Source organism: Pseudoduganella sp. GW821-FHT05F09, from assembly GCF_059419605.1.
The window spans coordinates 88,888-110,186 of the sequence record NZ_JBWKSD010000002.1 but is presented as its reverse complement, the minus strand read 5'-3'; the positions used below and the strand labels follow the sequence as shown (position 1 = coordinate 110,186).

Sequence of the window (21,299 nt, the reverse complement as noted above, 5' to 3'; positions counted from 1 at the left end):
CTTATGCCATTACCCGAAAACCAGGACCTGGACCTGGCCAGCCGCCTCACGCAGGAGCACCACCAGTCGCTCAAGCTGTGGCTGCGCATGCTGTCCTGCACGGTGAAGATAGAGAACGAAATCCGCAGCCGCCTGCGCACCACCTTCGGCATCACGCTGCCGCGCTTCGACCTGATGGCGCAGCTGGAACGCCATCCCGACGGCCTGCGCATGGGCGAGCTGTCCAAGCGCATGATGGTCACCGGCGGCAATATCACCGGCATCACCGACCAGCTGGAGCAGGAAAACCTGGTCATGCGCGTGCCCGATCCCAAGGACGGCCGCGCCTACAGCGTGAAGCTCACGCAGGAGGGCCGCAGCGCCTTCGCCAAGATGGCGGCGGTGCATGAAAGCTGGGTGGCCGAACTGCTGCAGCCCATGCCGTCGGCCGACAAAGGCCAGCTGATCGACCTGCTGTCGCAGATGAAACGGCACCTGAACGCGCCGGAATAAATGCAGCCCGCAGTGCGGCGCGCATTCTATGCCAATCGTGGCGACAGGCGCGCACCATTGTGATAGCGTTGAATCTTTTGCAATGGTTGATGGAGGCTGTATGTTGAACGCTGTGAAGGTCGCCACTGTGGCGGGCCTGCTCTGGAGCCTGGGGGCGGCGCCGGCGTATGCCACCCCCATCATGACCTCCGAATTGAAGACCCAGCTGCTGGGCTGGCTGGGCCGCCCCAATACGGAGCTGGACCCGTTGTTCGTCCGCAAGGACGGCGACAGCGCCGCCCAGTTCCATGCCGCCGTGGACGGCAAGGGCGCCACGTTTTCACTGCTGAGGGCGCGCGACAGCGCCGGCGGCATCTGGATCATCGGCGGCTACAATCCGCAAAGCTGGTCCTCGGTGGAAGGGGAGAACATCACCGTTCCCGAGGCCGAGCGCACCGCCTTCATCTTCAACGCCACCGCCGGCCATATGTACCGCCAGGTGCCTGCCCCGCCCGATCAGGGCGTGCCGGACTACGGCTCGCACCAGACCTACAACTGCGCCCAGTGCGGTCCGGCCTTCGGCAGCGGCGCCGACCTGCTGGTGAATGAAGACCTGACCAACGGCGGCAGCTCCTATCTGACCTCCTACTACAGCTTCGAACCCGGCGCCGAGCCTTTCGGCGGCAGCCTGGCGGGAACCGGGCAGTTCACCTACACGGCAATGGAAGTGTACGCGGTGCGCGCGGTGCCGGAGCCGGGCACGCTGGCCCTGCTCGTGGCCGGACTGGGCGTGATGGCCTACGCCTGCCGCAAAGCGAACTGAGCCGTAATAACCGGCAAAAATATTCCCGCATCACGCGTGTTTCTTGGTGATATACTGCACTTGTTCTTGTCATTTGGAAATATATATTTCATATGGGCAATATAAATAAAGATGAAATCCTGCTGATGCTTGCGAGGATGGAGGACGAGCTGATGCTCGCAGAAGTGGAGCGCATGGCGGGCCTGGCCGAAGCGGGCGCGGTGCGCACGGAGCTGGCGCAGCGCGCCGACGCGGCTGTGCGCACATGCACGGCGGTGATCGCACGCGCGCAGGGCGGCTGCCTGGTGAGCGTGGCGAGCCGCAAGCTGTACGACACGCACGCCGGCATCACGCTGGAAGTGCGTTTGCGCGGCGCGGCGGACAGCCTGCTGACGGTCAGCCTGCGCATTCCCAACGAAGGCGAAGCGACGCTGGTGGCCGAGCGTCCCAGCGGCGGCATGCGCTATTTCAGCGCCAAGCTGCTCTTGTCCAGTGGCGCCGAGCCGCAGCTGAGCGCCATGCTGTCGCAAGCGCTGGAACACGCACTGTAAGCAGCCTGGCGCTACAGCATCGGCAAGCGCAGCGCATCGACGATGGTGCGCATCAGGCGGGTGCGCCGCCCGGTGTAGGGCGGGAAGAACAGCTTGATGAGCATGAGCGGCGAGGCGCGCAGCACCGCGCGCTCGTGCGAGAAGGCCTTGAAGCCATACTCGCCGTGCGCGCTGCCCACGCCTGAATTGTTCACCCCGCCGAACGGCAGATTGCCGTGCGCGAAATGCGCCACGCAATGGTTCACGCAGGCGCCGCCCGAACTGGTCTGCGCCAGCACCTTGTCCACCGCGCGCCGGTCCGTGCTCCACAGGTACAAGGCCAGCGGCTTGGGCGCCGCGTTGATGGCGGCGATCACCTGGTCCAGATCCGTGTAGCCGATAATCGGCAGCAGCGGACCGAAAATCTCCTCCGACAATATCGCCGCGCCGGCTGGAATCCGGTCCAGCAGCGTGGGCGCGATATAGCACTGCTCCTCATCCACCTCGCCGCCTGCCAGCAGGCGCGCACCGCGCTGCCGCGCGTCCGCCAGCAAGCTTGCCAGGCGCTGCGTGTGGCGCCGGTTCACCACGCGTGCCAGGTCGGCGCCGGCCTTCTGGGCCGCCGGGCCGGCGCCGTAGCGCTGCTGCAACACGGCGCGGCAGGCATCCACGAAAGCGTCCTGCACGGACGCGTGCACGTAGACATGGTCGGGCGCCACGCAGGTCTGGCCGTTGTTCAGGAATTTTCCCCACATCAGCGTTTCCGCCGCCAGCTTGAGGTTGGCGCTGGCGTCCACGATGGTGGGCGACTTGCCGCCCAGCTCCAGCGTCACGCTGGCCAGGTGCCTGGCTGCGGCCGCCATCACCAGCTTGCCCACGGCGGGCGAACCGGTGAAAAAGATGTGGTCGAAAGGCAGCTCCAGCAGCACCCGCGAGGTCGGCTGGCCGCCCTCGAACAGCGCCACCTCGTTGGCCGGGAACACGCTGGCGACAATGCGGCCCATCAGCGCGGACACGGCGGGCGTCATCTCGGACGGCTTGATGATGGCCGTGTTGCCCGCCGCCAGCGCCGACACCAGCGGCCCGAAGCACAAGCTCAACGGATAGTTCCACGGCGCCACGATCAGCACGCGCCCGCGCGGCTGGTGCTGCACCGACGCGCGCGTGCCCAGCATGGTGGTGGTGGGCCAGACCGGGCGCGGCTTCATCCAGCGTTTCAGGCGGCCCAGCGCATGGCGGATCTCCTCCATCACCGGCAGGAACTCGGACGCCTCCACCTCCGCCGGCGGCTTGCGGTAATCCTGCGCGAACGCCGCGTAGAAGGCCTCGCGCTGCGCCATCATCGCATCGCGCAGGCGGCGGATGCGCCGCAGCCTTTCCTGCGCCGTGGACGTGCGCCACGCCAGCGCAGTGGCCAGCTGCGCATCAAACGTGGCCTGGATATCGATAGGATCAGCTTCGCTCATGGGGCAGGAATGGTGAAAGTAATCCGCCCAGCCTAGCACGGCAGCGTTGCTGTTTTTTACATAAACCCTCTAATCGGCTCGCCGGGCAATGAACTATTTGCGGCGGAGATTGTCTGTCATTAAATGCGAGGTGGTGACTACGGCGCAAACGGCAACTGAGGACTGAATATGAAAGTTCGGATTGCAGGGAAAAAAATGGCCGCTGCATGCTTTAAAGATCGTGCAGTCGAGCAGCGAAAATCAGCTATGGCGGAAATCGATGTCAGTAAGGAGGTCGAGCGCGCAAAGCGCTACGCTGACGCTACCAGAGACGATTTTTGGTCGACAGTTGCATCGGCAGCGAGCCGGCTCAAAGATTCCGAGGGAGCTTGCTTGGTGGGCGCGCCAACCCAGCATGGTGAATCTGCGCAGTGGAAGATGCTGGTGGTCCCCCCGACTGGAATCGAACCAGTATCCCACGCTTAGGAGGCATGTGCACTATCCATTGTGCTACGGGGAGGACGCTAAGCGAGCGCAATTATAGCCGATGGGGAGGCAAAAAATAGTCCCGCCTCCCCGATGTCGGTACAATGCTGGCTTCATTCATCTTTTCAGCGGCTTCTCCACCACGCCGCGCGCAGGCTTACTCACTATGGCAGTCATCTCTCTTTCTTCCGCGCAACTGGCGTTTGGCCACTTTGCGCTCCTTGACCATGCGGAATTTTCGCTGGAAACGGGCGAACGCGTCGGCCTGATCGGCCGCAACGGCACGGGCAAGTCGTCCCTGCTGAAAATCATTTCCGGCCGCTTCAAGCTCGACGACGGCTTGCTGGTGATGCAGCAGGGCCTGAAGATCGCCTACGTGGAGCAGGAACCGGTGTTCGAGCCGGAGATGACGGTGTACGAGGCGGTGGCGTCCGGCATGGGCGACCTGCAGGACCTGCTGAAGGAATACGACGCGCTGACCGGCCAGTTCGGCCAGGGCGACGACGACGCGCTGATGGAGCGCATGCACGACATCCAGGTCAAGCTGGACGCGGCCGATGCATGGAACCTGAAAAACAAAGTGGAAGCCACGCTGGACCGCCTGAACCTGGCCGCCGAGTCGCTGATGAAAACCCTGTCCGGCGGTATGCAGAAGCGCGTGGCGCTGGCGCGCGCGCTGGTGTCGGCGCCGGACGTGCTGCTGCTCGATGAACCGACCAACCACCTGGACTTCACCTCCATCATGTGGCTGGAAGGCCTGCTCAAGGACTACAAGGGCTCCGTGCTGTTCATCACCCACGACCGCTCCTTCCTGGACAACGTGGCCACCCGCATCATCGAGCTGGACCGTGGACGCCTGCTGTCCTACCCGGGCAACTTCACCACCTACCAGGTGCGCAAGGCCGAACAGCTGGAGATCGAGGAAATCGAGAACGCCAAGTTCGACAAATTCCTGGCCCAGGAAGAAGTGTGGATACGCAAGGGCGTGAAGGCGCGCCGCACCCGCGACGAAGGCCGCGTGCGCCGCCTGGAGCGCCTGCGCGAGCAGCGCGCCGTGCGCCGCGATCAGCAGGGCCAGGTCACCCTGCAGGTCTCCTCGGGCGACCGCTCGGGCAAGATCGTGGCGGAACTGGAGAACGTGTCCAAGTCCTACAACCGTCCTATCGTGAGCAACTTCAGCGCCACCATTTTGCGCGGAGACAAGGTCGGCCTGATCGGCGCCAACGGCGCCGGCAAGACCACCTTGCTCAAGCTGATCCTGGGCGAAGAGAAGCCGGACAGCGGCACCGTCAAGCAGGGCACCAAGCTGCAGGTGGCGTACTTCGACCAGATGCGCACCCAGCTCAACGAGGAAGCCAGCCTGCTGGAAACCATCGCCCCCGGCAGCGACTGGGTGGAAGTGAACGGCCAGCGCAAGCACGCCATGAGCTATCTGAGCGACTTCCTGTTCGCGCCGGAACGCGCGCGTTCGCCGGTCAAGACCCTGTCGGGCGGCGAGCGCAACCGCCTGCTGCTGGCGCGCCTGTTCGCCAAGCCTGCCAACGTGCTGGTGCTCGATGAACCGACCAATGACCTGGATATCGACACCCTGGAGCTGCTGGAAGAACTGCTGGAAGACTACCCTGGCACCGTGTTCCTGGTCAGCCACGACCGCATGTTCCTGGACAACGTGGTGACCCAGGTGATCGTGGCCGAAGGCGAGGGCCACTGGCGCGAATTCGTCGGCGGCTACACCGACTGGGAGCGCGTGCGCGACACCACGGCCACCGCCAAAGCCGCCGCCGCCAAGGCCGCGCCGAAAGTAGAGGCCGCCCCGGCCGCCACTGCCGCCGCGCCTGCTGCTGCCAAGAAGAAACTGTCCTATAAGGAACAGCGCGAGCTGGACGAGCTGCCGAAACAGATCGCCGCGCTGGAAGACGAACAGACCGCGCTCAATCTGCAGCTGTCCGACCCCGATTTCTACAAGAAAAACGCGGCCGAAGCCAAGCGTGTGAACGCGCGTATTGAGCAAATCGAGGGCGAGCTGCTGGAAGCTCTGGAAAAATGGGAAGCGATCGAGGCTCGCGCTAAGGGCTAGCAGTCGCCGCGCAGGCGTGCGCTGCTGCAGAGCGGAAAATTGTAAGATCTGCATTGTTGCTTAGCGGCCCGATTGGGCTGCGGCAGCAATGCAGATCTTTCAATTTGGCCGAGGCGCACGACTGTGAAACCCTACCTCTCTACCGCCGAGCCCGCAGGTTCGGCCCCCGCCCTGGCACGGATTGTTCCGTTCGCCGTCTATCTGTTCTTCATTTTCGTTGCCGACGTGCTGGCCCGCCTGGGCTATAGCGCGCAGGACACGCGCTGGCTGTACGGCGCAAAAATTCTCGCCGTCAGCGCCGCGCTGATGTTCTACTGGCGCCACTACGCCGAACTGGCGTGGCAGGGCATGCGCGCGTCGCTGCTGGCGGCCAGCGTGGCGCTTGGCCTGCTGGTGTTCGTGCTGTGGATCAGCCTCGATGCGGGCTGGATGCAGATCGGCTCCGCCGCCGGCTTCGACCCGCGCGGCGCAGGCGGCGCCGTCAACTGGGGCCTGGTGGCGCTGCGCATCGCGGGCGCGGCCCTGGTGGTGCCGGTGATGGAGGAGCTGTTCTGGCGCTCCTTCCTGCTGCGCTGGCTCGACTCCCCCGATTTCCTCTCTGTCCGCGCGGCCGCCGTGTCGCTGAAGGCGCTCGCCATCACCGTGCTGCTGTTTGGCTTTGAGCACAATTTGTGGCTGGCCGGCATGGTTGCCGGCCTGGCCTACAGCCTGCTGTATATGCGCAGCGGCAATCTCTGGGCCGCCATCGTGGCGCACGGCGTCACCAATGGGGTGCTGGGCGCGTGGATCGTGGCCACCGGCAACTGGCACTTCTGGTAAATCCTATGCGACTCCCTTACAAAAAACCACATCTGGCGCTGCTCATCAGTGCGATCGGCACGGCGGCCTGCCTGCCGGCCGCGGCCGGCGTCAGCGACACCATCCACCCCTATTTGGCCGTGACGCGCTCCTACGACGCCAATCTGTTCCGGCTGGACGACAACACCACCGGCCTGCTGGGGCCGCGCGGCGACACGCTGACGCAGACCCAGTACGGCGTGCTGATCGACATGCCCATCAGCCGGCAGAAGCTCACCGGCCAGTTCAAGCAGTCGCGCGTGAAGTTCAACCATTACAGCGAACTGGACTACAGCGGCAAGGACTACCTGGCCGACCTCGAGTGGCACATCGGCAACCACCTGGAAGGCCACCTGGGCGGCCTGTATGCGCAAACGCTGACCTCCTTCAGCGATTTCCACAGCAACCAGCGCAACCTGCGCGTGCAGAAGCGCGAATACGTGGACGGCGCCTGGCGCTTCCATCCCAGCTACCGCGTGCGCGCCGCCGCCAGCAGCCAGAAATTCACCTACGACCTGCCGCAGCAGCAGTTCAACAACCGCACCGAGGACCAGGTCGACCTGGGCTTCGACTACCTGCCGCCCAGCGGCAGCCGCTTCGGCCTGCAGGCCAGCCAGCTCAAGGGCAAATACCCCAACCACCGCATCCTGGGCGGCACCTCCATCGACGACGGCTACACGCAGAACGAGCTGAAGGCCAATGTCTACTGGCTGTTTTCGGCCACCTCGCAATTCACCATGCTGGCCGGCTGGGCCGAGCGCAAGCACAGCGTCTTTCCCGAGCGCGACAGCAGCGGCCTGAACGGCCGCGCCTCGATGAACTGGTCCATGCTGCGCAAGCTGCGCATGCAGGCCTCGGCCTGGCGCGAATTCGCGCCGGTGGAAAGCAATGTCGTCAACAACAGCTTGAACAAGGGCGCCAGCTTCAGCACCACCTGGGACGTGAGCGCCAAGGTCAACATGGTCGCTGCGGTGCGGCGGGAAAAGCGCGATTTTAGTACGCTTGAGGGCAGGATCGCGCCGCCCAATCTGCACGACAAGAGCCGCAACGCGTCCCTGGGCGTGAACTATGCGCCGCTGCAGTCGGTACGGCTGTCCGCCAATGTGTTTCATGAAGTCCGTAGCGGAAACGCCTCCACCAACTACCGCACCCACGGCGCCGCCGTCAGTGCCAGCATACAGTTTTGAGAATCACCATGACGGTTAACGACATCCCCCTGATTTCCTTCTTCCAGCGCGTGCTGGACCCGCTCATCATCATGGGCACGCTGTACCTGTTTTCCATGCTGTTCGCCGAACCCTTCACCGGCTATTCGCTGGTGCTGATGATATTGGCCTTCTTCATTTCCTCCTCGGTGTACCAGTACGTGGACCCTTACCGCACTTGGCGCAGCGGCCGCATGATGGCCTATGCGCGCGACATCGTGGTGGGCTGGGTGGTCACGGCGCTGATCCTGGTGTTCCTGGGCTCGGTCAGCGGCCTGTCCTACCACTACGACGAGAACGTGGTGCTGGTGTGGTTTTTCGCCACGCCCTTCGTGCTGCTGCTGAGCCACATGGCGGCGCGCAAGCTCGGTTCCGATCCGGCCAAGGACAGCGAACTGCGCTCGGTGCTCATCATCGGCGCCAACGACGTGGGCGTGAAATTCGCCAACACCATAGACCGCTTCCCCAACCTGTACATGAAGGTGTGCGGCTTCTTCGATGACCGCACCGACGTGCGCCAGCCGCGCGCCATGCGCCACCCGGTGCTGGGCACGATGGACGACATCGCTGCCTATGTGCGCGAGCACCAGATCAAGATGATCTTCATCAGCCAGCCGATCTCGGCGCAGCCGCGCATCCGCCGCCTGCTCGACGAGCTGCAGGACACCACGGCCTCGGTCTATTTCCTGCCGGATATCTACGTGTTCGACCTGATGCAGGCGCGCTTCGACAACGTGGGCGGCATGCCGGTGATCGCCATCTGCGAAAGCCCGTTCACCGGCTTCAACAGCCTGGTCAAGCGCAGCAGCGACATCGTGCTGGCCGCGCTGATTACGCTGGCGCTGGTGCCGGTGATGGCGGTGATCGCCGCCGCCGTGCGCATCAGCTCGCCCGGCCCGGTGATCTTCCGCCAGCGCCGCTACGGCTTGTACGGCGAGGAAATCATCGTCTACAAATTCCGCTCGATGACGGTGGCCGAGGACGGCGCGAAAGTGGTGCAGGCCACCAAGAACGACCAGCGCGTGACGCGCGTGGGCGCCTTCCTGCGCCGCTCCTCGCTGGACGAGCTGCCGCAGTTCATCAATGTGCTGCAAGGGCGCATGAGCATCGTCGGCCCGCGCCCGCACGCGGTGGCGCACAACGAGCAGTACCGCAAGCTGATCAAGGGCTACATGCTGCGCCACAAGGTCAAGCCCGGCATCACCGGCTGGGCCCAGGTGAACGGCCTGCGCGGCGAGACCGAGACGCTGGACAAGATGGAGGCGCGCATCCGCTACGACCTGGACTACCTGCGCAACTGGTCGCTGTGGATGGATTTGCTGATCGTCATGCGCACGGTCAAGGTGGTGGCGGCGCGCGAAAACGCGCACTAGGCCGGACGCCGGCGGCAGCTCTGCCAGTCGTGCGTCACGGTTGGCGTTGTTTCGCTAAGATGTTTGTCTAATGACAATGTTGCAAAGCTTTCACAAAGGAACGATCATGAAAAATGCTTCCCCATCCAGCCGCTCGGCGGCCGTTTTGATGCTGGCGGCGGCGCTGGCCCTGTCCGCGTGCGGCGAGAAAGCCAAGAAGACCGGCCAGGCCCTGGCCAGCGTCAACGGCGAGGAGATCACGGTGCTGCAGCTGAACGAGGAAATGCAGCGCGCCGGCGTGCAGGCGGCGCAGCAGGACACCGCCCGCAAGCAGCTGCTGGAAGGGCTGATCGACCGCCAGCTGCTGCAGAACGAAGCGGCCAAGGACAAGCTGGAGCGCGACCCGCAGGTGATGCAGGCCATCGAGCGCGCCAAGGCCATGATCGTGGCGCAGGCGTATATGCAGAAGCGCATCGGCAGCCAGGCCCGTCCGGCCAAGGGCGAGGTGGAGCAGTACTACCAGCAGCATCCCGAGTTCTTCGCCAACCGCAAGCAGTTCGACATGCGCCAGCTGGTGCTGGCCACCAAGGACGTCAGCGAGCAGCTGAAAACCCAGCTCGACAGCGTGAAGTCGCTGGAGGAGGCCGCCGCCTGGCTGGACGGGCACCAGATCAAATACGTGCGCGCCGGCCTGACCCGCACCAGCACCGACCTGCCGCCGGAACTGGGCGCGCGCCTGGCGGCCATGCCCAAGGGCCAGCTGTTCATCATCCGCGAGGGCGAGCGCAGCATGCTGATCCAGATCACCGACGTCAAGGACAGCCCGCTCAGCCTGGACGCGGCCACCGCGCAGATCGAGCAGTTCCTGTTCAACAAGAAGAACAAGGAAGCGGCCGAGGCCGAGATCAAGCGCCTGCGCTCGACCGCCAAGATCGAGTACTTCAACAAGACCGACACCACCGCCGCCGCGCCGGCCGCCGCGCCTGCGGCAGCGGCAGCGAGCCCGGCCGCCACCGCGGCGCCGCCGGCCCAGCAGGCCGCCGCCTCGCAGTCCACCGCCGACGAGGCCGCTGCGCGCGGCGTGGCCGGCCTGAAATAAACGACCCGCAACCACCCCTCATCAAGTGAGCTCATCATGAAAAAACTCATCCTGTGGCTGGCCCTGGCCGCCAGCCTGGTCACGGCGCTGGTACTGCGTCCGGCCCTGGCGGCCGATATTGTGCTCGGTTCCGGCGACGTGCTGAAAATCTCCGTCTACGGCAGTCCGGACCTGGCGCTGGAAACCCGCGTCAGCGACAGCGGCGGCATCACCTTCCCGCTGATCGGCCAGGTGGCCCTGGGCGGCCTGACGGTGCCGGCGGCGGAAAAGAAAATCGGCGCCTTGCTGGAAAGCGGCGGCTATGTGAAGCGGGCCCAGGTCAACATCCTGGTCACGCAGATCCAGAGCCAGCAGGTGTCCGTGCTGGGCCAGGTGAACCGTCCCGGGCGCTACCCGGTGGACGGCAAGCGCAGCCTGATGGACATGCTGGCCCAGGCCGGCGGCATCGGCCCCGAAGGCGGCGACAGCGTGTCGCTGATACGCACCCGCGACGGCAAGACCACGCGCGAAGTGATCGACGTGGTGCAGATGGTGCAGGCCGCCGATTTCGGCCGCGACTACCAGCTGCAGCCGAACGACATCATCTACGTCGAGCGCGCGCCGCGCTTCTACATCTACGGCGAAGTGCAGCATCCGGGGCCGGTGCGCCTGGAGCGCGGCATGACGGTGCTGCAGGCGCTGTCGGCCGGCGGCGGCCTGACCCCGCGCGGCACCGAGCGCGGCATGCGCATCAAGCGCAAGGACGCCAGCGGCCAGCTGCAGATCATCAACGTCAAGCACGACGACCCGGTACAGGTGGACGACATCGTGTACGTCAAGGAAAGCCTGTTCTAAGGAAACGCCATGAATTTCGCCCAATTTTTACTGATACTGCAGGCGCGCAAGAAGATTGTGCTCGGTACGCTGATCGCCACCGTGGCGGTCACCGTGCTGGTCAGCCTGCTGCTGCCGGCCACCTACAAGGGCTCGTCCTCGGTGCTGCTCAACACCAAGGGCGTGGACCCGGTCACCGGCATGACCATGCCGGGCCAGCTCATGCCCAGCTACGTGGCCACGCAGATCGACCTGATCTCGAGCAAGAACGTGGCGCTGCGCGTGGTCGACCAGCTCAAGCTGGCGGCCAACCCGGCGGTGCAGGAGCAGTTCCGCGAAGACACCGGCGGCAAGGGCACGGTGCGCGACTGGCTGGCCACGCTGCTGCTGAAAAAGCTGGACGTGGTGCCCTCGCGCGAGAGCAGCGTGATCGAGATTAATTTCAAGGGCGCCGACCCGGCCTTCGTGGCGGCGGTGGCCAACGCCTTCGCCGACGAATACCAGAAGCTCAGCGTGCAGCTGAAGGCCGACCCGATGAAGAAGGCCACCGGCTACTTCACCGAGCAGATCAAGGGCCTGCGCGACCAGCTGGAGGCGGCGCAGAGCCGCCTGTCGAAGTACCAGCAGGAGAACGGCATCGTCAGCCTGGACAACCGCCTGGACGTGGAATCGAACCGCCTGAACGACCTGTCGGCCCAGCTGGTGATGGCGCAGTCGCAGCAGATGGAAGCGAGTTCGCGGCGCAGCGTGGCCAGCGGCCGCGCGCTCGACTCGCCCGACGTGGCCGCCAGCCCGCTGGTGCAGAACCTGCGCGCGCAGCTGAGCATGGCCGACACCAAGCTGGCCGAAGTGGGCCAGCGCCTGGGCCGCAACCATCCGCAATACCAGAGCGCCAAGGCGGAAGCGGACCAGCTGCGCGCCAGCCTCAATTCGGCGGTGGCGTCGACCTCCAACAGCGTCGGCAACAACGCCCAGATCCTGGGCGCGCGCGAGGCCGCGCTGCGCGAGGCGCTGGCCGAGCAGAAGACCCGCATCCTGCAGATCAACCGCAGCCGCGACGAGCTCAATGTGCTGCAGCGCGACGTCGAGGCCGCCCAGCGCGCCATGGACGCGGCCTCGCTGCGCCTGTCGCAGACGCGCATGGAAGGGCAGTCCGACCAGTCCGACATCGCGCTGCTGAACCCGGCCGTGGCGCCGGTCGAACCGTCCTCGCCGCGCCTGCTGCTCAACACCGTGCTGGCCCTGTTCATGGGCAGCCTGCTGGGCGTGGGCTTCGGCATGCTGGCCGAGATGCTGGACCGCCGCGTGCGCTCGCGCGCCGACCTGGCCGACCTGGTGCAGATCCCTGTGCTGGGCGAAATCCACTGGGGCCCGGCCCGTGCCCGCTCCAAGCTGGGCATGGCCCTGATGCCGCGCCGCGTGCGCCTGACCTGATATGGACAAGATAATGAACCACCCAGCCATGAAACCCGCGGCGCTGCCGCCCGCCGTCGACTCCAGCATAGGCGGGCTGCTGCTCGCCTCCGGCAAGCTGAGCCCTGAAAACGCCGAGCGCGTGCTGCGCATGCAGCAGGAGCTGGGCATCCGCTTCGGCGAGGCGGCCCAGCGCCTGGGCCTGATCAACGAGGCCGATATCCAGCAGGTGCTGGCGCGCCAGTTCGACTATCCCTATCTGGCGCCGGGCGAGGGGGGCCTGTCGCCGCAGCTGGTGGCGGCCTACCACCCGTTCTCGGCGCAGGTGGAAGTGCTGCGCGCGGTGCGCAGCCAGCTGATGCTGCGCTGGTTCGGGCGCGGCCGCAAGTCGCTGGCCGTGGCCGGCGTGGAGCCGGGCGACGGCGCCAGCCTGTTCGCCGCCAATCTGGCGGTGGTGTTCTCGCAGCTGGGCGAACAGACCTTGCTGGTGGACGCCAATTTGCGCACGCCGCGCCAGCAGGACATCTTTGCCCTCAAGCAGCGCGCCGGCCTGTCCGACGTGCTGGCCGGCCGCGCCGACCCGGGCGTGGCGGAAAAGATCGGCCAGCTGGTGGACCTGTCGGTGCTGGTGGCGGGCACCTTGCCGCCCAATCCGCAGGAGCTGCTGGCGCGCCCCGGCTTCGCCAGCCTCAATCTGCACCTGGAAGCGCGCCACGACGTGGTGCTGTACGACGCGCCGGCCTGCGTGCTGGGCTCCGATACGCTGGCGCTGGCCTCCCGCGTGGGCGGGGTGCTGCTGGTGGCGCGCAAGAACCGCACCTCGCTGGCCGCCATCAGCGCCAGCGTGGACCAGCTGCAGCACGCCGGCATCGCCGTGGTCGGCTCGGTGATGGTGGAGCACTAAATGCTGTCCGCCAGCACTCCGCTGCGGCCGGGCGGCGGCTCGGCCGCAGGACCGGGCCACGGACAGCGCCGGGACAGCCTGCCGGCCTGCTGGCTGCTGGCCCTGGCGGGCCTGCTGGCCCTGTACCTGCCCACTTTTTACGACGCCCTGCAGGAAGTGTGGGGCAGGGAGGAGCAGGCGCACGGCCCTATCATCCTGGGCGTGTCGCTGTGGCTGCTGTACCGCAACTGGCCGGCCATGATGGCCGCCGGGACCGCGGCCGGCGCCGGCGCAGGCCGGCTTGCGCGCGGCGCGTCCTGGGGCTGGCCCTTGCTGGCGCTGGGCTTGCTCAGCTATTTCCTGGGCCGCGTGCTCAACATCCAGTTCATCGAAATGTTCTCGTTTCCGTGCACGGTGCTGGCGGTGCTGTTGCTGCTGCAAGGACCGGCCGCGCTGCGGGTGCAGTGGTTTCCGCTGTTTTTCATGCTGTTCATGCTGCCGCTGCCCGGCCCCTTTGTTGACACGCTGACCATGCCGATGAAGATGGCCGTGTCCTGGTGCGCCGAGCACATCCTGTTCGCGGCCGGCTACCCCATCGCGCGCAGCGGCGTGGTGCTGCAGGTGGGCCAGTATCAACTTTTGGTCGCTGACGCCTGCGCCGGCCTGCACACCCTGTTCACGCTGGAGGCGCTCGGTTTGCTGTATCTGAATATCGTGCGGCACGGCTCGTTTTTGCGCAATGTGGGCCTGGCGCTATTGATCGTGCCGATTTCATTTACCGCCAATATTATCCGCGTCATTACGCTGACCTTGATTACCTACCATTTCGGCGATGCCGCCGGCCAAGGATTTTTGCATGGCTTTGCCGGCATGGTGCTGTTTATCAGCGCGCTATTGCTGATCATCGGCGTCGATACGCTGCTGCGCGGCGCGGTGCGCCGCCGCAGCCGCGCCGCCCCCAGGAGTGCAATATGAACCGCAGAACCGCCGCCGGCGCCATTCTGGCCACCTTGATGGGCGGCACCAGCGCCGCCGCCGCCTTGCTGAAACCGAAAAAACACGCCGCGCCCGAGATGGAAAAACTGGGCCTGGAAACCCTGGTCCCGGCCGAGTTCGCCGGCTGGCGCATCGACCGCAGCGTGGTGCCGGTGCAGCCGCCGCCCGAGGTGGAGGAGGTCATCGGCCAGCTGTACGACGAAACGCTGGCGCGCACCTATGTCAACGCGCGCGGCCAGCGCGTGATGCTGTCGATCGCCTACGGCGGCGACCAGAGCGGGCGGCTGCGCGTGCATCGCCCCGAGAAATGCTATTCCGCGCAGGGCTTCCGGGTCGACAATGTGGCCCAGCAGCAGCGCCAGGTGGGCGGCGCCAGCGTCATCGTCAACCGCTTGTATGCGGTGCTGGGCGCGCGCCAGGAGCCGATCAGCTACTGGATACGGGTGGGCGACGAGACCGTGTCCGGCACCCTGGCCCAGCGCATCACCCAGCTGCGCTTCAGCCTGAACGGGCAGATCCCGGACGGGCTGCTGTTCCGGGTGTCCAATATCGGCGCCGACCGCGACGCCGGCTACGCGCTGCAAGACAGCTTCATCGCCGACCTGGTGCGCAGCATGCCGCCCGCCGACGCGGCCAAATTGGTTGGTAATCCGGCAAGGCCATAATACATGTCAGAAAATTACTCGGGCCGTGCTTTTAATCACAGCATAGCTTATTACGTAGGCGGCCGATTTTTAAATGCACTGGCCGCTTTTTTTATTCTTATCTGGATTGCGCGCCAGCTTCCGGAGAATCAGTATATTAATTACGTTGCCGCATATTCGATTATCGAAATGGGCATCGTTTTATCCGGATTTGGCATGGAATGGGTGACCGGCATCTATATTCCGCAAATCCGCATGCATGCCAGCGGGCGGGATTTGTACCGCTTTGTCTGGCAAAGCGCGGCGCTGCAGGCCCTGCTGCTGGCGGGCGGCGCCTTGATACTGTTTTTTACAGCGCCGCTGCTCACGGCCTGGCTCGGCCTGCGCGACGCGCAGGGCGTGCTGCGGCTCTACGCGGGCGTGATGCTGATCGAAGGCGTGAGCCGGGTGTTCCGCGACCAGTTGCTGTCGAGCTTGCTTTTGCAGAAAGCCGGCCAGGCCAGCCAGCTGCTGCGCAACGTGGCGCTGGCCGGCTACGCGGTGCTGGCGTTTTCGCACGAGGAATGGCGCAATGCGCACGCGCTGGCGGTTGGCGAGCTGATCGCCAGCAGCGGCAGCCTGCTGGTGGCGGCTTGGTGCTTGCAGCGGCATTTGTGGCCGCTGCGCGCGCAAGCGGGGCGGCCGGCGGCTGCCCAGCCGGCCGCGACTGCCGGCATGCCCGGCGCCGAGCCGGTCTGGACCATGCCGGCCTGGCGCGACATGCTGCGCGTGGGCCGCAACGCCTGGCTGAGCAATATTGCCAATCTGACCTGGAGCTGGCAGGCCGTGATCCTGCTGGCGACCCGCACGCTGGGGCCGGAGGCGGCCGCGCCGCTGGGCTTTGCCCGCAACCTGGCCGAGCAGGTGCGCAAATACCTGCCCAGCGAATTCCTGCTGGGCATAGTCCGCACCCTGCTGGTGGTGCGCTACGCGGCGGAGAAGGACAAGGACAAGCTGGGCTTGCGCGCCGGGCTGATCTACAAAGTCAACCTGTTGTGCCTGCTGCCCCTGCTGGTGCTGTGCGCGGTGCGCGGCGCCGAGCTGGCCGCCTTCCTCAGCAAAGGCCGCTACCCGGACGCGCACTGGCTGCTCACCGGCTGGCTGGTGGTGCTGGTGGTGCTGGCCCACCGCCGCCTGACCGACCTGATGGCGCACACGCTGGGGCGCTCGTCGGCCACCACGCGCGCCAATTTCGTGCTGCTGCTCACGCCGCTGGCGCTGCTGCTGGTGGCGCCGCAGCAGCGCTGGAGCTGGCTGTTCGCCGTGCTGGCGCTGGCCGAGACCGTGTATTCGGCGCTGGTGCTGCGCCAGCTGCGCACGCCGGACTGGCATTACCGCCTGCACTGGAGCGGCCTGGCGAAATACCTGCTGGCCGGCCTGCTGGCGGCCATGGTGCTGGCCAGCCTGCCGGGCGGGGCGGACGCCTTCCATCTGGCCATGGCGCTGGGCGCGGCCACCGGCGTCAGCTGGGGCGTGCTGTTGCTGCTGCGCCCGCTGTCCGCGGCGGAGCTGGCCCTGCTGCCGGCGCGCGCCCTGCGTCTGCTGCGCCAGGGTTCGCCTGTTTCAAGTTAATATAAATGAAGCGGCTATTCCATTTTTAATATTAACTAAAATAAATAATCGTGATTTGTTTATCAATTGGCGGCTTTTCATTCAAAATTAACATGCCGGGATAATATTCGGATTTAATATGATGTGTTGGCTTGGGGCAACGCCATGTTGGCGGTTTCATGCTATCGTAATTAAATAACGAAACACGGAGGAAGCCGTTATGCAATTACCGAAACTTGGTTTTATTATTTTAAGCGCGCTGGCGTGCGCTTCGGCCTGGAGCCAGATCGACCCTACGGTGGGCGGCGCGGTGTCGCAGGCCGATTTTAATAAGCGCTATGCGCTGTATTCCGCCTGGAGCGGCAATCTGACCTATGCCACCGACCCGTCCGGCAGCGGCCGCACGGTGCTGCGCAGCCGCGTGCGCAGCACCGACGCCACGGTGAGCGGCCTGCTGCGCACCGATGTGCTGCCGCTGGGCGAAGAGGGCAAGAGCGGCCCGCGCTGGTATGGCCTGAGCGTGTATTTCCCCACCACCTGGGTGGCGCACCCGAATCCGGCCGTGGTGGCGCAAGTGGGGCCGGTGGCGCAGCCGTCCGGCTTGCCGGCGCCGCTGGCCATCGTGGTGCGCGGCACCGCGATCGAGCTGAACCTGGGCTTTAACCACCGTCCGCTGAGCGGCACGGCCGACATCGCCACGGCCGCCAACTCGGCGGTCAAGGCGGTCAAGCTGGGCACGCTGCAAACCGGCAAGTGGTACTGCTTCGCGGTGCGCTCGGAATGGTCGCCCACGCTGGGCAACGGCGCGCTGACGGTCTACCAGAACCGCGACAAGGTGTTCGACGCGCAGCGCGACATCAATTCCTACCCTGGCGGCGCGGGCAATGTGCCGCGCGTCGGGCTGTCCTTCCCGGGCCTGCTGGGCGTGGCCGAGCGCGTGCTGTACACCGACTTTATCCGCCTGGGCGGTCCCGACACCACCCTGGAAAAACTCCTGGCGGAAACGCCCTGCAAGACCACCAGCGCGACCACGGCGCTGGTGAAATAAGGACCAAGAGAGGTTGAGCATGCAATTGACGAACAAACTCATCGCGCTGGCGGCCCTGTGCGGCGCAGCGGCCGGCGCGCACGCGCAGATCGACCCGGCGCGCGGCGGCCCGGTCACCACCATGGCCACCAATCCCAAGACCTACCAGTACATCTCCTGGCTGCTGGCGGCCAACGCCACCGCCACCACGCGCTACTTCCCGGACTTCTACACCCTGAACAGCGGTTCGCCCAGCAACGTCACGCTGGTGGACGACCCGGCCGGCAGCGGCCGCAAGGTGTTCCACATGAAAGTGGCGAAGACCGATCCGCTGGTGCTGGGCGGGGCGCGCACCGAAATCTCGCCGCGCAACGAATACGTGAAGGAAGGCCTGCGCTGGTACACCTTCAGCATGTATTTCCCCGGCGACTGGGTGTTCCACAACTCGCCCACCCTGGTGGCGCAGCTGCACACCAGCCAGAACACGGCGGTGGTGTCGCCGCCGGCCTCGCTGACGGTGCAGGACCGCACGCTGTCGCTGGACTTCAACTACAACCACCGCAGCACCAGCGGCGGCACCGATCCGGCCACCCGCGCCAACTCGGTGGCCGAGTCCATCCGCCTGGGCACGGTGGAGCTGAACAAATGGTATTGCTTCGTGGTGCGCGCGGACTGGTCGTACAAACCCGGCGTGGGGCAGATCCAGGTGTGGATGAACGGCGCCGAAGTGTTCAGCGCCAAGAACACCTACAACAGCTACGAAACCTGGCTGGGCAACTACGCCAAGGTGGGCCTGTACCTGCCGGGCACGATGATGGTGCCGCAGCGTAATCTGTACGCCGATTTCATCCACCTCGGCGGCGCCGCCAGCACCTACGACATGATGTACGCGCAGACTCCTTGCGGGCCGCGCTAGCAGGGTAAAACGGAAGGCCGCTTGCGCAATCGCGTGGGCGGTTTTTTGACGATATGATAAGTTACCTGGACTATAGATTTCCACGGTAATCATCATGAAGTTCCCCTCCGCGCCACGCCTGCCCGGCAAGCTGCGCTCCAGCCTGTCGGTGCTGCCCCTGGTCCTGGTGGGCCTGCTCAGTGTGCTGCTGTTCGGCGGCCTGGTCGGCCTCGGCGCCGGCGTGTTCGCCCTGGTGCTGGCGGCCCCGGTCCTGCTGTTCGGGCTGCTGCTGTTCACCAATTCCTTTTCCAGTTTCCGCTTCGGCGGCGAAGGCGTGTTCTGGCTGATGCTGGGCCTGACCTTGCTGACCGCCCTGGCCGACACGGTGTCGCCGCTGCGCACGCGCGGCGTCATGTCCATCGTGCTGATCCCGCTCGCCATCTACGCCTTGCGCGGCCTGTTCATTTTTGCCGGCAATTCCTGGCTCGGCAAGCTGATGGTGCTGGTGTTCGGCCTGTTCTTCGCGCTCGGCGCGGCAAGCTCCATCAGCGCCGGCCGCATCCACTGGCATCCGTTTTTCTACCAGATCGGCTACGACCTGAAGCTGCCCATCATGCTGCTGCTGGGCTTTAGCGTCACGCTGGGCGAACGCGGCGAGCAGCGCTTCTGGCTGGTGGTCAAGCTGGTGCTGGTGCTGTGCCTGGCCGCGCTGGCCGTCGAGTTCGCCGCGCCCTCGCTGCACCACCTGATCGCGCGCAACGCGGGCGGCGGCCAGAACGGCAATCCGCTGCTGCCCGGCCTGCACCTGGCCACCGGTCCCTTTGTCCACCCCAGCGTGCTGGCCTCGGTCGGTTCGCTGTTTTTATGCTGCGTGTTCGTGCGCCGCCTGTGCGGGCAGGGCAGCTCCGTAGGCAACTACGCGCTGCTGTGCGGCTTCATGCTGGTGCTGATGCTGGCCGGCGAGCGCCAGGAAATCTTCGACGCGCTGGCGGCCTGCGCCATCCTGCTGTTCACGGCGAAAATGAAGCCGCGCATCAGCGCGGTGCTGCTGGCGGTGGCGGCCGTGCTGCTCTTGCTGGGCGCCATGATGCTGGTGCTGGGACCGGTGCACCGCGCCGAGCTGGGCCTGCAGTGGGGCTTGCTGCCGTCCTACCAGGCGCTGGGCAATCCGCGCACCGTGCTGTACATGGACGGCTTCCACCTGGCCAACACCTACTTCCCCTTGGGCACCGGCTTCGGCAAATTCGGTGGCGACGCCGCCCGCCTGTACGACCGCTCCGTGTACGAAATGCTGGGCTACAGCACGCGCTACTGGTGGTACCGGCAGGACCTGTACCTGCTCGACACCTACTGGCCCAATCTGTTCGGCGAGACCGGCTGGCTGGGCGGCGGCGCGGTCTTCCTGTTTGGCGGCGTGATGACCTTGTTCTCCCTGCAGCGGGCGTGGACGGTGCAGCACGCGCGCGAGCGCCTGCTGTGGCGCCTGGCCTTCGTTGGCCACTTCCTGGCCTTCACCGGCTCGCTGACCGCGCCGATCTACGGCGACCCGAATACCGTGGCCATCCCCTTCATGTTCTTCGGCATGGCCTTCGCCTACTCGCTGCAGCTGCGCCGCGCCGAAGCGGCCGAGCGCACTGCCAAGGGCGACGCGGCGCAAGGCAGGGAGCCGGCGCTGCGTCCGGCACGCGCGCCGTCCGCGCCGTGGGCCGCCTGAGCGGCGCGGGAGGGCAGGGTAGGGAGGGCAGGTTAGGGAGGGACAGGGCGCCGGGCGTCAGCCCTGGCGCAAGGAGAGCGGCAACGCCGCTTAGCGGTACCAGACCAGTTTTTCGTACTGGTGCACCAGCAGGATGCCCCAGCAGCGCGGACTGCTCAGCAGCAGTTTGGCGAGCGCGAACCAGCGCTTGCCGTGGACGGCGGGCTTGAGCCGCGCCTTGGCGTCCAGGCCGCCGATCAGCCAGCCGCGCAGGCGCGCCGCCAGCCGGGTGCCCGGCGTCCAGCGCGCGCCGTACTGCTGCGCCATCTCGCGCTGCAGCCGGAGCGGCGAGACCGTGTCGGTCTTGGTCTGGCTGAAATTCTTCTCCGCCAGCCGCATGGTGTAGCGGTAGCCGGCGAAGGGCAGCAGCTCGGCGCGCCCGCCGGCCATCAGCGCGTCCACCAGCAGCCGCCAGTCTTCGCCGAAGCGCAAGGCGGGCTGGTAGCGCAGGCCGTGCTGGTTCAGCCAGGCGCGCCGGAACAGCGGCTTGGCCCAGCCCAGCGGCGCGCGCTGGCCCGGCAGGTCCCACAGCAGCAAGTCGCGCATGGCGATGCGGTGCGGCTGGCGCACCCACGGCCAACTGGCCGCCACCACCTTGTCCTGCGCCGCGTTGTACAGCGCCAGGCGGTCGCACAGCAGGTCGTGCTGCCCCGATGCCAGGTAGGGCATGAAGCTGGCCAGCCTGTCCTCGGCCCAGGCGTCGTCCGCGTCCAGCAGCGCGATCCATACACCGGTCGCGGCGTCGAAGCCGGCGTTGCGCGCCACCGCCGGGCCGCCGTTTTGCGGCTGCTCGATCAGGCGGATGCGCTCGTCGGCCTGTGCCCAGCGCCGCGCCAGCGCGCGCGTTTCGTCGCGCGAACAGTCGTCCACCACCAGCACCTCCCAGTCGCGGTAGGTCTGGTTTTGCACGGAGCGCAGCGCCGTTTCCAGGCAGTCGGCGGCGTTGTAGGCGGGGATCACGATGCTGATTTTCATGCTCTG

General features: G+C 66.0%; 19 protein-coding genes and 1 tRNA gene. 17 read left to right on the top strand and 3 right to left on the bottom strand.

Annotation, left to right across the window (positions count from 1 at the left end):
- The first annotated feature begins 3 nt into the window (after positions 1-3).
- From AC07S4_RS05710 to AC07S4_RS05700, 3 genes are all read left to right on the top strand, one after another.
- On the top strand, positions 4-492 hold the full coding sequence (locus tag AC07S4_RS05710) for a MarR family winged helix-turn-helix transcriptional regulator (RefSeq protein WP_494985723.1): 489 nt from the start codon (positions 4-6) through the stop codon (positions 490-492).
- A gap of 100 nt (positions 493-592) precedes the next feature.
- Entirely contained in the window at positions 593-1,294 is a 702-nt protein-coding gene (locus tag AC07S4_RS05705; RefSeq protein ID WP_494985722.1) for a PEP_CTERM-anchored TLD domain-containing protein, read from the top strand.
- 152 nt (positions 1,295-1,446) lie between these two features.
- Positions 1,447-1,824 carry a hypothetical protein gene (locus AC07S4_RS05700; RefSeq protein ID WP_494985721.1) on the top strand — a complete coding sequence of 126 codons (378 nt, stop codon included), beginning with the start codon at positions 1,447-1,449 and terminating at the stop codon, positions 1,822-1,824.
- A gap of 11 nt (positions 1,825-1,835) precedes the next feature.
- Here the strand turns inward: AC07S4_RS05700 and AC07S4_RS05695 are convergent, their stop codons facing one another.
- Both AC07S4_RS05695 and AC07S4_RS05690 read right to left on the bottom strand, forming a co-directional pair.
- On the bottom strand, positions 1,836-3,269 hold the full coding sequence (locus tag AC07S4_RS05695) for an aldehyde dehydrogenase family protein (protein ID WP_494985720.1): 1,434 nt from the start codon (positions 3,267-3,269) through the stop codon (positions 1,836-1,838).
- Between the two features lie 424 nt (positions 3,270-3,693).
- Positions 3,694-3,768 (bottom strand) — tRNA-Arg (locus AC07S4_RS05690).
- 132 nt (positions 3,769-3,900) lie between these two features.
- Between AC07S4_RS05690 and AC07S4_RS05685 the strand changes: the two genes are divergently transcribed.
- From AC07S4_RS05685 to AC07S4_RS05620, 14 genes are all read left to right on the top strand, one after another.
- Positions 3,901-5,811 (top strand): ATP-binding cassette domain-containing protein, encoded by a 1,911-nt coding sequence (locus AC07S4_RS05685; RefSeq protein WP_494985719.1) that lies wholly within the window; start codon positions 3,901-3,903, stop codon positions 5,809-5,811.
- A gap of 123 nt (positions 5,812-5,934) precedes the next feature.
- Positions 5,935-6,630, top strand: a complete 696-nt coding sequence (locus AC07S4_RS05680) for a CAAX prenyl protease-related protein (protein ID WP_494985718.1) — start codon at positions 5,935-5,937, stop codon at positions 6,628-6,630.
- Between the two features lie 5 nt (positions 6,631-6,635).
- The gene (epsL, locus tag AC07S4_RS05675) at positions 6,636-7,835 is read left to right on the top strand and encodes an XrtB/PEP-CTERM-associated polysaccharide biosynthesis outer membrane protein EpsL (RefSeq protein ID WP_494985717.1); all 1,200 of its coding nucleotides are present in this window, start codon (positions 6,636-6,638) and stop codon (positions 7,833-7,835) included.
- Between the two features lie 8 nt (positions 7,836-7,843).
- Positions 7,844-9,226 (top strand): undecaprenyl-phosphate glucose phosphotransferase, encoded by a 1,383-nt coding sequence (locus tag AC07S4_RS05670; protein WP_494985716.1) that lies wholly within the window; start codon positions 7,844-7,846, stop codon positions 9,224-9,226.
- A gap of 106 nt (positions 9,227-9,332) precedes the next feature.
- The gene (locus tag AC07S4_RS05665; protein WP_494985715.1) at positions 9,333-10,304 is read left to right on the top strand and encodes an EpsD family peptidyl-prolyl cis-trans isomerase; all 972 of its coding nucleotides are present in this window, start codon (positions 9,333-9,335) and stop codon (positions 10,302-10,304) included.
- 36 nt (positions 10,305-10,340) lie between these two features.
- Complete coding sequence (epsE, locus tag AC07S4_RS05660; RefSeq protein ID WP_494985714.1) at positions 10,341-11,138, top strand: polysaccharide export protein EpsE; 798 nt, start codon at positions 10,341-10,343, stop codon at positions 11,136-11,138.
- A 9-nt stretch (positions 11,139-11,147) separates the two neighbouring features.
- Positions 11,148-12,551: a chain length determinant protein EpsF gene (gene epsF, locus AC07S4_RS05655; protein ID WP_494985713.1), complete on the top strand. Its 1,404-nt coding sequence runs from the start codon at positions 11,148-11,150 to the stop codon at positions 12,549-12,551.
- Positions 12,552-12,564: 13 nt separating this feature from the next.
- A complete protein-coding gene (gene epsG, locus AC07S4_RS05650) occupies positions 12,565-13,434 on the top strand; it encodes a chain length determinant protein tyrosine kinase EpsG (RefSeq protein ID WP_494985712.1) in 870 nt (289 codons plus the stop codon).
- Complete coding sequence (gene xrtB / locus AC07S4_RS05645; protein ID WP_494985711.1) at positions 13,435-14,388, top strand: exosortase B; 954 nt, start codon at positions 13,435-13,437, stop codon at positions 14,386-14,388. It abuts the gene before it with no gap.
- Positions 14,385-15,074: an exosortase-associated protein EpsI, B-type gene (gene epsI / locus AC07S4_RS05640; protein ID WP_494985710.1), complete on the top strand. Its 690-nt coding sequence runs from the start codon at positions 14,385-14,387 to the stop codon at positions 15,072-15,074. The genes xrtB and epsI overlap by 4 nt, the downstream gene beginning before the upstream one ends.
- Before the next feature lie 3 nt (positions 15,075-15,077).
- Complete coding sequence (locus AC07S4_RS05635; RefSeq protein WP_494985709.1) at positions 15,078-16,664, top strand: oligosaccharide flippase family protein; 1,587 nt, start codon at positions 15,078-15,080, stop codon at positions 16,662-16,664.
- Positions 16,665-16,863: 199 nt separating this feature from the next.
- Positions 16,864-17,691, top strand: coding sequence for a heparin lyase I family protein (locus AC07S4_RS05630; protein ID WP_494985708.1), 828 nt, complete (start codon positions 16,864-16,866; stop codon positions 17,689-17,691).
- A gap of 19 nt (positions 17,692-17,710) precedes the next feature.
- The gene (locus AC07S4_RS05625) at positions 17,711-18,586 is read left to right on the top strand and encodes a polysaccharide lyase family 20 protein (RefSeq protein ID WP_494985707.1); all 876 of its coding nucleotides are present in this window, start codon (positions 17,711-17,713) and stop codon (positions 18,584-18,586) included.
- Between the two features lie 94 nt (positions 18,587-18,680).
- Positions 18,681-20,279, top strand: coding sequence for a hypothetical protein (locus AC07S4_RS05620; RefSeq protein WP_494985706.1), 1,599 nt, complete (start codon positions 18,681-18,683; stop codon positions 20,277-20,279).
- Between the two features lie 90 nt (positions 20,280-20,369).
- Here the strand turns inward: AC07S4_RS05620 and AC07S4_RS05615 are convergent, their stop codons facing one another.
- A complete protein-coding gene (locus tag AC07S4_RS05615) occupies positions 20,370-21,293 on the bottom strand; it encodes a glycosyltransferase family 2 protein (protein WP_494985705.1) in 924 nt (307 codons plus the stop codon).
- Between the last annotated feature and the right edge of the window lie 6 nt (positions 21,294-21,299).

Bases quoted from the DNA above. Each gene is read 5' to 3' on its own strand.
- epsF (WP_494985713.1), top strand. From the start codon at position 11,148: ATGAATTTCGCCCAATTTTTACTGATACTGCAGGCGCGCAAGAAGATT.
- AC07S4_RS05700 (WP_494985721.1), top strand. From the start codon at position 1,447: ATGCTCGCAGAAGTGGAGCGCATGGCGGGCCTGGCCGAAGCGGGCGCG.
- AC07S4_RS05685 (WP_494985719.1), top strand. From the start codon at position 3,901: ATGGCAGTCATCTCTCTTTCTTCCGCGCAACTGGCGTTTGGCCACTTT.
- AC07S4_RS05665 (WP_494985715.1), top strand. From the start codon at position 9,333: ATGAAAAATGCTTCCCCATCCAGCCGCTCGGCGGCCGTTTTGATGCTG.
- epsG (WP_494985712.1), top strand. From the start codon at position 12,565: ATGAACCACCCAGCCATGAAACCCGCGGCGCTGCCGCCCGCCGTCGAC.
- AC07S4_RS05620 (WP_494985706.1), top strand. From the start codon at position 18,681: ATGAAGTTCCCCTCCGCGCCACGCCTGCCCGGCAAGCTGCGCTCCAGC.
- AC07S4_RS05670 (WP_494985716.1), top strand. From the start codon at position 7,844: ATGACGGTTAACGACATCCCCCTGATTTCCTTCTTCCAGCGCGTGCTG.
- AC07S4_RS05710 (WP_494985723.1), top strand. From the start codon at position 4: ATGCCATTACCCGAAAACCAGGACCTGGACCTGGCCAGCCGCCTCACG.
- AC07S4_RS05625 (WP_494985707.1), top strand. From the start codon at position 17,711: ATGCAATTGACGAACAAACTCATCGCGCTGGCGGCCCTGTGCGGCGCA.
- AC07S4_RS05630 (WP_494985708.1), top strand. From the start codon at position 16,864: ATGCAATTACCGAAACTTGGTTTTATTATTTTAAGCGCGCTGGCGTGC.
- AC07S4_RS05635 (WP_494985709.1), top strand. From the start codon at position 15,078: ATGTCAGAAAATTACTCGGGCCGTGCTTTTAATCACAGCATAGCTTAT.
- AC07S4_RS05615 (WP_494985705.1), bottom strand. From the start codon at position 21,293: ATGAAAATCAGCATCGTGATCCCCGCCTACAACGCCGCCGACTGCCTG.
- xrtB (WP_494985711.1), top strand. From the start codon at position 13,435: ATGCTGTCCGCCAGCACTCCGCTGCGGCCGGGCGGCGGCTCGGCCGCA.
- epsI (WP_494985710.1), top strand. From the start codon at position 14,385: ATGAACCGCAGAACCGCCGCCGGCGCCATTCTGGCCACCTTGATGGGC.
- AC07S4_RS05705 (WP_494985722.1), top strand. From the start codon at position 593: ATGTTGAACGCTGTGAAGGTCGCCACTGTGGCGGGCCTGCTCTGGAGC.
- epsL (WP_494985717.1), top strand. From the start codon at position 6,636: ATGCGACTCCCTTACAAAAAACCACATCTGGCGCTGCTCATCAGTGCG.
- AC07S4_RS05695 (WP_494985720.1), bottom strand. From the start codon at position 3,269: ATGAGCGAAGCTGATCCTATCGATATCCAGGCCACGTTTGATGCGCAG.
- epsE (WP_494985714.1), top strand. From the start codon at position 10,341: ATGAAAAAACTCATCCTGTGGCTGGCCCTGGCCGCCAGCCTGGTCACG.